The following is an 8,660-nucleotide window of genomic DNA, read 5'->3' as shown; positions in this document are numbered from 1 at the left end:
GGCCTCGCGGGGGTTTTGTCGTCGTGCCGTCAGGAGACCGCGGTCGAGGACAGGACCACCGGCTTGGCCTGGTCCGGGAAGCACAGGAACGGATCCCACTCACCGGTCTCCGGGTGCAGCCGCTCCCAGGTGAAGCCGAGGTCGTCGTAGCTGCTGCCACCGGGCTTGACCTCGACCGAGCCCGACCTCGGAGCGGTGAAGGAAAGCGTCAGCGTGGGCGGGTCGAACTCCGCACCCCCGGGCAACGGCCCGCTGATCTTCACGGTGAGCTTGGAACCCTCCACCGACGTGGTCACCTTCGAATCGCCGAGCCCGGAACCACCGGACAGCTTGTGGTCGTCCAGACCGGCGTTGGTCGGCAGCGCGTAGGACCACTCGACCCCGCGCAGCTCCTTGTTGAACGCCGGCACCGGGTAGATCGGCTGCGGGTCGATGACGACGTCGAACGACTCACCCGGGGCGGCGGTGGCAGGGGCGGTGACGTCGACGCCGCGGGCGTAGTCGGTCACGTCGATCCACTCGCCGGAGAGACGGGTCTTGCAGGTGAACGGGATGGACTGCGCCGCAGCAGCGGACGCGGTGCCCGGTAACGCGGCCACCGCCAGCGCGGCGACCGCCGTCGCCGCCAGTCGCTTCCCCCAGGTCAGGCTTGCCGACATCGGTTCCCTCCGAATTGCGCGTGTTCCCCCGAACGGGAGACCTGTGGGCCCACCCTGGCGTCCCCACCTCGAACCGCGCTTGAAGCCCGGTCGGCGCGCAGAACCCGTCGGTCAGGCCTGCTTCGGGGGATCCGCGGGCGCCTTCGGTGAGAGCAGCCGGCGGGGTCCGGGGCCTTCCGCACCGAGCTCGTCGTAGGGGTTGGCCAGCACGCACTTGCTCATCGACAGGCAACCGCAGCCGATGCAGTCGGCCAGGTCGTCGCGCAGCCGCTCCAACGCATCGATCCGTTTCTGCAGCTCGCCGTGCCAGCTCTCCGACAGCCGCGCCCAGTCCTCGCTGGTCGGCGTGCGGTGCTCGGGCAGCGTCGCGAGAGCGGCTTTGATCGCGTCGAGCGGAACCCCGACGCGCTGCGCGACGCGGATGAACGACACCCGCCGCACCACCTCGCGCAGGTACCGCCGCTGGTTGCCCGCGGTGCGCCTGCTCCGGATCAGCCCCTTGCCCTCGTAGAAGTGCAGAGTCGACACGGCGACCCCGGTGCGGGAGGCCACCTGGCCGATCGTCAGTTCCTTCGTGTTCCAGGCTGGTTGATCCACAACTCCAGTCTATGGGTTCAGGTGAACGGAAGGTGTCCGATCGACCTGCGCTCGAACGGCTTTCGAACGGGGTGCCGGAGCGTTGGCATTGACCTCAAGTCGGGTTGAGGTTCCAGCATGGTGGGGAAGGCCTCGTACGAGATCGGAGCATCGTGGAAATCGGAATCGGCTTGCCCGGGCACGTCCCCGGGGTGGACGGACGGACCCTGGTCGAATGGGCGCGCCGCGCTGAGGCGCGCGGTTTCAGCACGCTCAGCGTCAGCGACCGCCTGGTGTGGTCGACGCCGGAGCCGCTGACCGCGCTGGCGGCAGCGGCGGGCGCGACCGAGCGGATCAAGCTGCTCACGACGGTGCTGATCGCGCCGCTGCACAACAACCACGCGCTGTTCGCCAAGCAGACCGCCTCGATCGACCAGCTCGCCGGTGCGGGCCGGCTGCGCCTGGGCCTGGCTCCCGGGCTGCGCGACGACGACTTCACCGAGAGCGGCGTCGACTTCAGCACCCGGGGAAAGCAGTTCGACGCGCTGCTCGACCGCGCTGCCGAGGTGTGGGGCGGGCAGACCGGCATCGGACCGGCCCCGGCCACGGATGGCGGCCCGAAGGTGCTGTTCGGCGGCATGTCCCCGGCCGCGATCCGGCGCGTGGTCACCAAGGGCACCGGCTGGATCGCCGGGGATGCCACGGTCGCTGATGTCGAGGGCTTCGCCCCGGGCCTCCGCGAGGCGTGGACGGCGGCAGGTCGCGAAGGTGAACCGACCATCGTCGCGTCGGTGATGTACGCGCTGGGCCCGGACGCGCGCCAGTCGGTGGAGAAGGCGATCAGCGCCTACTACGCCTTCGGCGGAAGCGAATACGTCGACTACGGCATCGACATCGCCCACACGACCCCGGAGAGCATCACCGCGGCGGTCGCGGACTTCGAGAAGGCCGGTGTCCACGAACTCCTCTTCATGGGCAACGACGCCAACCCCGACCAGGTCGACCTCCTCGCCGACGCGCTCGGCCTCTGAAAACCCGTCCGGCGCAGCCACAACGCGCTGGTCCAGGGGCCGATTCCCCTGGGCGGCTGGGAAGACCGCAGGATCACTCAGGTGACCTGCGGTTCTTCTTCTCCCCGCGTCGTGGGGTTCAACGGCCGGACGGCAGCCTTCGCCGCAGCATCACGATCGCCAGCACGAACAGGCCGGCTTCGACGACCAGGGACAGCACGCCCAACGGCTCCGCCCAGTTGCCCATGTCGTCGCTGTAGTCCGGCAGTCCCGTGCTTCGGGAGAGCACGTAACCCGCGAACGGTCCGGCTGCGACACCCAGCGCCAGGATCCAGCCGACCCGATCCCAACCGGCGATCAACAGCAGTGCCACCAGCACTCCTGCGGCCTCCAAGATGTAATACAGGATGCCCACGTACGCGGGCTCCTTCGAGCCCGGGAAACCGCCCTGGTCAAGCACGTGGATGACAGCCACCGCGATGCAGAGCACCGCCCCGGCGGCTCGGGCCGCGACACCACTCGCCAGTGCTGGACGCGTTGTACTGCTCGCATCGTCCCCGGTCATCAACCCGCCTCCAGGCTCGATGCGATCAGCTTGGCCAAACGACCGGCGGGTCGCCAGGGAACAAAGTCACCGCGGTGCACAGCGCATCGAGTGCCCGGGGCGGACGATCGCCCGCCTGCGCGCCCACCCAGCAACAACCGCTGACCTTGACCAGGAGTCAGTGGTGCAGGGCGTGGATTGCTTGCCGGCACATGTCCGCGCAGTGCCGGGTTGCATCTGCGCACATACGGCAGTGCGTGTGCCGCTCGGCGTGTTCGTTGCGCAGCTGGTTGCTGCGTTCGCATGCGACCAGACATGCTTCGAGCTGCACCGTTGTTAGGCTCCGCGAAAGGAAAAGGTGCGCTCGCGACGGGTGCGTCGTCGGGTTCGGATGGGGTGGATGCGTGCTCGATTACGACCGCGAGGCTCGGAATTACGACGCAACCCGAGGCGGCGAACCCAGAGCGCAGGCCGCGGCGGACACGCTGGAACGGCTTCTGCCGCAGGGATCTTGCACGATTCTGGACGTCGCTTGCGGCACGGGCATCATCACCAGGAAGTTGCTGCGGCCGGAGCGGACCGTGCTGGGGGTCGACCGTTCGTCCGGGATGCTGGGCTTGGCGATGAAGCGGATTCCGCGCGGCGTCGTGCGCGCCGATGCCGCGCGGTTGCCGTTCGCGTCGAACAGCGTGGACGCGGTGGTGATCGTCTGGCTGCTGCACCTGCTCCGCGACCCCGCGCCGGTGCTGGTCGAGGCATCCAGGGTGCTGCGCCCCGGCGGGGTTCTGATCACCACCGTCGACAAGAACGACGCGTACTTCGTCGAAGAGAGCGATGTCGCCCGGGTCACCGCGGAACTGAGGAGCCAGTACGCGCCCCGAGTGCGCGACCACCGTGCGCGAGTGCTCGACTGGGCGGCGAAGCGCGGTTTGGGGCTCGCAGGTGAAACGGTGTTCCCCGGAGTCGGCCAAGGCCGCAGCCCGCGCGAGTGGCAGCAGGCGATCGAGACCGGCGAGATCCCGTGGTGCAAGCGCGCTGCCCCGGACCAAGTAGTGGACGTGCGTCGACGTCTCTCCGCGCTGCCGCACCAGGACGCAGCACGCCCGGATCCGCTCTACCGCCTGCTGGCGCTGGAGAAGGCCGTCTAGATCGCGTGCCGCGGCAACGGCTCCGCCGTGGTTGGCAACGATAGCGACCGCGGCGGAGCCGTTCGGCGGGACTACCTTTCGGCGACCAGCTTTTCGAGGCGTTCGGCCACTGCGAAGGGGGTGGGGAGGCCTCGCATCTCCGCGGCGACCGAGGCGGCTCGGGTGCGGTAGGTGGGATCGGCGAGGAGCTCCTCGCAGGCCCTGGCGAGGTTCTCCGGGGTGTCGTCGCCCGGCGTGATCATCGTGGCCGCGCCGTAGTCGGTCAGGCGGGTCGCGTAGTCGACCACGTAGGGCAGGTACGGGATGAGGACCTGCGGGACTCCGTTGGCCATCCCGGTGAGCATCGTGTTCCCACCGGTGTGGTGCACCAGCAGCGAGCACGTCCGCGCCACCACGTCCAGCGGCAGCCAGCCCATCCGCACGTTGTCCGGCAACGTCCCCAGCTCCTCCGCCGCGCTCGGCGGAACCGCGATCAGCAGTTCGACGTCCAGCCCGCCGACCTTGTCCACCAGGCCGCGGAGGATGTCGATGTCGAACTCCTTGGTGACCCGGCTGCCCGCGGTCACCAGCACCCGGGGCCGCTCGCCCGCGGTGTGCATCCACGGCTCCACCGGGGTCTGCGTGTTCGCCGGGATGTAGCGCATGAGCTGCGCGGGCGGGGCGTCGGCGCGGCGGAGGCTCGGCGGGCAGATGTCGACGAACAGGTCCGGCTCGGGCATCGACCGCAGGCCGAGGCTCTCCAGCTCGGGCGCCAGCTCGGCGGTCGCCGCGAGGTCGATCTGCCGCGGCTCGCCCATGTCGATGGCGTGGTTGACGAACGGCACGCCCAGGTGCGCGGCGATCAGCGGCGCGGCGAACGACAGCGCGCCGCCCACCACCAGGTCGGGCTTCCAGTGCTCGGTGAACGGTTTGAGACCGGCGAAGCTCGCCGCGGCGAAGCGCCCCATGCCGCGGCCGTTGAAGATCGTGCGGTCGTGCACGTCGGTCGGGCGCTGCATCGCAACGCCGTTGCGGTCGGAGAACATGAAGTCGAGCATCGTCTTGTCGGTGACCGGGACCGGCGCGATGCCGCCACCGGCCACGGTGGACATGACGTTCGACGGCGCCGCCATGAAAACTTCGTGACCCAGGTTGCGGAGGGTCTGCGCCAGGGGAGTGATCGCGAAGATCACGCCGCCGCTGCCGCCCGCGACGAATAGCACCTTCATGGACTGCAGCGTCGGCCGCACCGGTCGAACCCGGCTCGAGGTGTTCTCGACCACCTGGATCCGCCCGGCGAGGTTGACCTCAACTTCGCTTGAGGTTGCACGATGGGCGCATGCTGATCGATTTCGCAGGGGGACAGGTATGAAGGCGATCGTGTTCGACGCACCGGGCGGTCCGGAGGCGCTGCGGTTGGCCGAACTGCCCGACCCCCGGCCCGCCGATGGCCAGGTCCGGGTGCGGGTGAAGGCCGCCGGTGTCCAGCCCTACGACTACGCGGTCCGGCAGGGCTGGGTGCCGCGCGGGGTGGAGGTGAGCTCGCCGTCCTTGCTGGGCAACGAGTTCTCCGGTGTGGTCGACGAGGTGGGGCCCGGCGCCACCGGGTTCCCCGTCGGCACCGAGGTCGTGGGCTTCGCGGTCCTGGCCTGCTACGCCGAGTACGTCGTGGTGCCGACCGACCAGATCGTGCGGAAGCCCGAGACGATGAGCTTCCTGGAGGGCGGCGGGCTGTCCGGGTGCGGCCAGGCCGCGCACACCGCGCTGGAGGTGCTCGGCGTCCAGAAGGGCGAGACGGTGCTCGTCCACGCGGCGGCCGGCGGGGTCGGCACGATCGCGGTGCAGCTCGCCGTGGACCTGGGGGCCACGGTGATCGGCACGGCCAGCGAGGCCAACCACGACTACCTGCGCTCCCTGGGAGCCGTCCCGGTGACCTACGGCGACGGTCTGGTCGAGCGGGTCCGCGAGGTCGCCCCGCAGGGCGTGGACGCGGCCATCGACGGGGCGGGGGAGCAGGCGCTGCGCCAGTCGCTCGAGCTGGTCGAAGACCGCTCCCGGATCGGGACGCTGGTCGAATTCGGCCTGGTCGAGGAGCTGGGCGTGCGACCGCTGGTCAGCCAGCGCTCGGCCGCGCGCCTGGCCGCGCTGACGGAGCTGAACGCCCGCGGCGGCTTGGCCCTGCACGTCCGCAGCACCTATCCGCTGGCCGAGGCGGCGAAGGCGCACGTCGAGGTCGAGTCCGGCCACGGGCGGGGCAAGGTCGTGCTCTCGATCGACTAGGCGATCGGCCCGGCCGGTGGGAACCGCTGTTCCGGCCGGGTTCTCCGCACCGACACGACTACGGGGAAAGAGACGAGGATGAAGATCGAGATCTGGTGGGACCCGGTGTGCCCCTGGTGCTACCTGGGCAAGAAGAACTTCGAGGCGGCCTACGACCGCTTCGAGCACCCCGACCGGATCAGCGTCACCTGGCGGGCCTTCCAGCTCGAACCGGACGCGAGCACCGAACCCGGTCCGACCACAGTGGACGTGATGGCCCCGTACAGCTCGCGCGAGTCGGTGCTGGCGCGGTTCGCGCAGATCGCCGCGCTCGGCGAGGAGCACGGCCTGGCCATGAACATCACCACGGCGAGGCCGGTGAACGCCTTCGACGCGCACCGCGTTGCCCTCCTCGCGCAGGACGAGGGGCTGTTCCGGGAGTTCTCCGGCGCGGTGCTGCACGCCTACCACACCGAGAACCGCAACATCGCGGATCACGCGGTGCTCCGGGAGCTCGCCGAGTCCGCCGGGCTGGACGGGGCGAAGACCGCTGCTGTCCTGGACGGCTCGGACTACGCCGACCAGGTCGAGTCCGATCGGCTCCGCGCGCGCAGGCTCGGGGTCGGAGGCGTCCCGTCGTTCGTGATCGACGGACAGGTCCTGCCCAGCGGGCCGCAGTCGGTCGACCGGCTGCTGGCAGTGCTGGAGAGCGCTCCCGCAGCCAGCTGATCGGCGTGCTGGCCGGGTTGGGCGAGGCCGCCCAACCCGGCCAGCACCGGTCGTCAGGGCTGTCCCGGTTGCCCAGTAGCCGGGTCGAGGAACAGCCGTCGATCCGACGGGTGCTGGAAGTCCAGCATCCCGTTGAGCGTGCCGGCGCGTTCGTCGAAGGAGGCGTCGCCGAGGCGGCCGAGACCCCAGTTGTCCTCGATGAACCGGATCGTCGAGGCCTGGTCCGTGACGCCGTGATCGACGTAGTTCTGCTTGGCGTACGGCGAGATGACCAGCAGCGGCAGCCGCGGGCCGTAACCACAACGGCCTTGGTAGCCGCCCATCACCTGCTTCGGGTCGTTGCCGCAGTGGCCCGGGGCGGTGAGGGCGTCCTGGGCGGTGTGGGACTGGTTGACCAGCGGTCCGGGCTGGTGGTCGTACCAACCGTCGGAGTCGTCGTAGGCGACCACGACGGCGGTGTCCTTCCACTCGGGCGTCTTCTGCAGCCGGTTGATCGTGTCGACGACGAAGCGCTGCTCGTCGATCGGGCTCGAGTAGGCGGCGTGCCCGTCCTGGTAACCGGGGGGCTTGAGGAAGCTCACCGCGGGCAGGTGACCGGCACCCACCGCGTCCCAGAAGTCGGACATGTCGTACTGGTGGTTGGCCTGGTCGGTCTGGCCGATCATCGCCGTGGACGACGGCGGCAGGTGGTGCGGGTTGGCCGTTTGCGGGTAGTACTGGAACGGTTCGTGGTGCGGGATGTAGTCGCCCTTCCAGCCCTTCTCGCCGGTGTGACCGAGCGCGGCACCAACGGGATGTCCGCCCAGCAACGAGCCATCGGGCTGCTTGACCGTGCACTTCGCCGTGCCGTCGGCCCCGCGCTGCACCGGTTTGAAACCGCCCTGGAACCAGCCCCAGGTCAGGCCTTTCTCGTTGAGCGAATCCCCGATGTTGCGGCCGGAGAGCTGGACCTGCTCGCGGTCGCTGCAGTCGTCGCCGTAGGGCTGCGGGTCGCCGATGACGGTGCCGCCCGCGGTTTCGTCGCTCGGGAACGGCTTGCCGGGGGCCGGAACCTCCTTGGTGACACCGTGCGTCTGACCCGACACGAGGTTGAGCGCGCCTGGCGTGGAAGGGCCGAACGTCGAGCCGTAGGAGTTGTCGCTCATGGCGAAGTTCTGGGCGTAGTTCCACATCCCGGTGACGGTGTTGCCGTCGTAGTAGTCCATCACCTGGCGCGGATCACAACCGGGATCGTGGGCGCCGACGGTTTCGACGAACTTGTCCATCTTGTACCCGTCGAACGCGGCTTGCTCAGCGCCGTACTCGTGGTCCTGGTCGCAGGTGAGCGCCTGCGCCGGCCCGAGCCGTTGCGGGTTCGCTTCGTTCGGGTTGTGGTTGAGCAACTCCGGGGTCAGCCCGTTCACCTGCGGGGTGTTGGGCTTGGCGTGGAAGCGCTGACCGTCGGTGTTCGCCGCGTTCGGATAGGTGCCGAAGTAGTGGTCGAAGGAGACGTTCTCCTGGTAGATCACCACGACGTGCTTGATCGGCGTCGCCGTAGCGGCGGTCGGCATCGCTGCGGATGCCGAAGCGCAGCCGGCGACGGCCACCAGGCTCGTTGCCGCCGCGCAACCCACTGCCACGCGCACGGCCTTGTTTCGTCGCAACTGTCGCTTTCCCTTCTCGAGAGTTTCCGCCACGGGCGGACCGGTGCGTGCGCCGATAGGCAGCAGGCCCGGGCGATGCGTGAGCTGTACCTGCTGATGCGAGCACGTCGAGA

10 protein-coding genes are annotated in these 8,660 nt (G+C 69.5%); 4 read left to right on the top strand and 6 right to left on the bottom strand.

The window, feature by feature from the left end:
• Positions 1-29 precede the first annotated feature (29 nt).
• Together ABTZ89_RS31005 and soxR are read right to left on the bottom strand one after the other, a co-directional pair.
• Positions 30-659 (bottom strand): hypothetical protein, encoded by a 630-nt coding sequence (locus ABTZ89_RS31005; protein WP_270947299.1) that lies wholly within the window; start codon positions 657-659, stop codon positions 30-32.
• A gap of 111 nt (positions 660-770) precedes the next feature.
• On the bottom strand, positions 771-1,256 hold the full coding sequence (gene soxR / locus ABTZ89_RS31000; RefSeq protein ID WP_270947300.1) for a redox-sensitive transcriptional activator SoxR: 486 nt from the start codon (positions 1,254-1,256) through the stop codon (positions 771-773).
• A 152-nt stretch (positions 1,257-1,408) separates the two neighbouring features.
• Here soxR and ABTZ89_RS30995 point away from each other — a divergent pair, with 152 nt between their 5' ends.
• Entirely contained in the window at positions 1,409-2,266 is an 858-nt protein-coding gene (locus ABTZ89_RS30995; RefSeq protein WP_351051369.1) for an LLM class flavin-dependent oxidoreductase, read from the top strand.
• Positions 2,267-2,384: 118 nt separating this feature from the next.
• Here the strand turns inward: ABTZ89_RS30995 and ABTZ89_RS30990 are convergent, their stop codons facing one another.
• Positions 2,385-2,810, bottom strand: coding sequence for a hypothetical protein (locus ABTZ89_RS30990; protein WP_351051366.1), 426 nt, complete (start codon positions 2,808-2,810; stop codon positions 2,385-2,387).
• A 157-nt stretch (positions 2,811-2,967) separates the two neighbouring features.
• On the bottom strand, positions 2,968-3,120 hold the full coding sequence (locus tag ABTZ89_RS39000) for a four-helix bundle copper-binding protein (protein ID WP_502949621.1): 153 nt from the start codon (positions 3,118-3,120) through the stop codon (positions 2,968-2,970).
• A 73-nt stretch (positions 3,121-3,193) separates the two neighbouring features.
• Here ABTZ89_RS39000 and ABTZ89_RS30985 point away from each other — a divergent pair, with 73 nt between their 5' ends.
• Positions 3,194-3,937 (top strand): class I SAM-dependent methyltransferase, encoded by a 744-nt coding sequence (locus ABTZ89_RS30985; protein ID WP_351051363.1) that lies wholly within the window; start codon positions 3,194-3,196, stop codon positions 3,935-3,937.
• 71 nt (positions 3,938-4,008) lie between these two features.
• Here the strand turns inward: ABTZ89_RS30985 and ABTZ89_RS30980 are convergent, their stop codons facing one another.
• Positions 4,009-5,145 carry a glycosyltransferase gene (locus ABTZ89_RS30980; RefSeq protein WP_351051360.1) on the bottom strand — a complete coding sequence of 379 codons (1,137 nt, stop codon included), beginning with the start codon at positions 5,143-5,145 and terminating at the stop codon, positions 4,009-4,011.
• A gap of 139 nt (positions 5,146-5,284) precedes the next feature.
• Here ABTZ89_RS30980 and ABTZ89_RS30975 point away from each other — a divergent pair, with 139 nt between their 5' ends.
• Both ABTZ89_RS30975 and ABTZ89_RS30970 read left to right on the top strand, forming a co-directional pair.
• Complete coding sequence (locus tag ABTZ89_RS30975) at positions 5,285-6,196, top strand: NADP-dependent oxidoreductase (RefSeq protein ID WP_351051357.1); 912 nt, start codon at positions 5,285-5,287, stop codon at positions 6,194-6,196.
• A 78-nt stretch (positions 6,197-6,274) separates the two neighbouring features.
• A complete protein-coding gene (locus tag ABTZ89_RS30970; protein ID WP_270947306.1) occupies positions 6,275-6,904 on the top strand; it encodes a DsbA family oxidoreductase in 630 nt (209 codons plus the stop codon).
• A 53-nt stretch (positions 6,905-6,957) separates the two neighbouring features.
• On the opposite strand, the gene ABTZ89_RS30965 is transcribed toward ABTZ89_RS30970, so the two are convergent.
• Complete coding sequence (locus tag ABTZ89_RS30965; RefSeq protein WP_351051353.1) at positions 6,958-8,454, bottom strand: phospholipase C; 1,497 nt, start codon at positions 8,452-8,454, stop codon at positions 6,958-6,960.
• Positions 8,455-8,660 lie beyond the last annotated feature (206 nt).

It is taken from the genome of Saccharopolyspora sp. NPDC002686, assembly GCF_040295745.1.
GTDB classification, from domain to species: Bacteria; Actinomycetota; Actinomycetes; order Mycobacteriales; family Pseudonocardiaceae; genus Saccharopolyspora; species Saccharopolyspora oryzae.
Note: the sequence above shows the minus strand (reverse complement) of the source record. Positions and strands in the feature narration are given on the sequence as shown.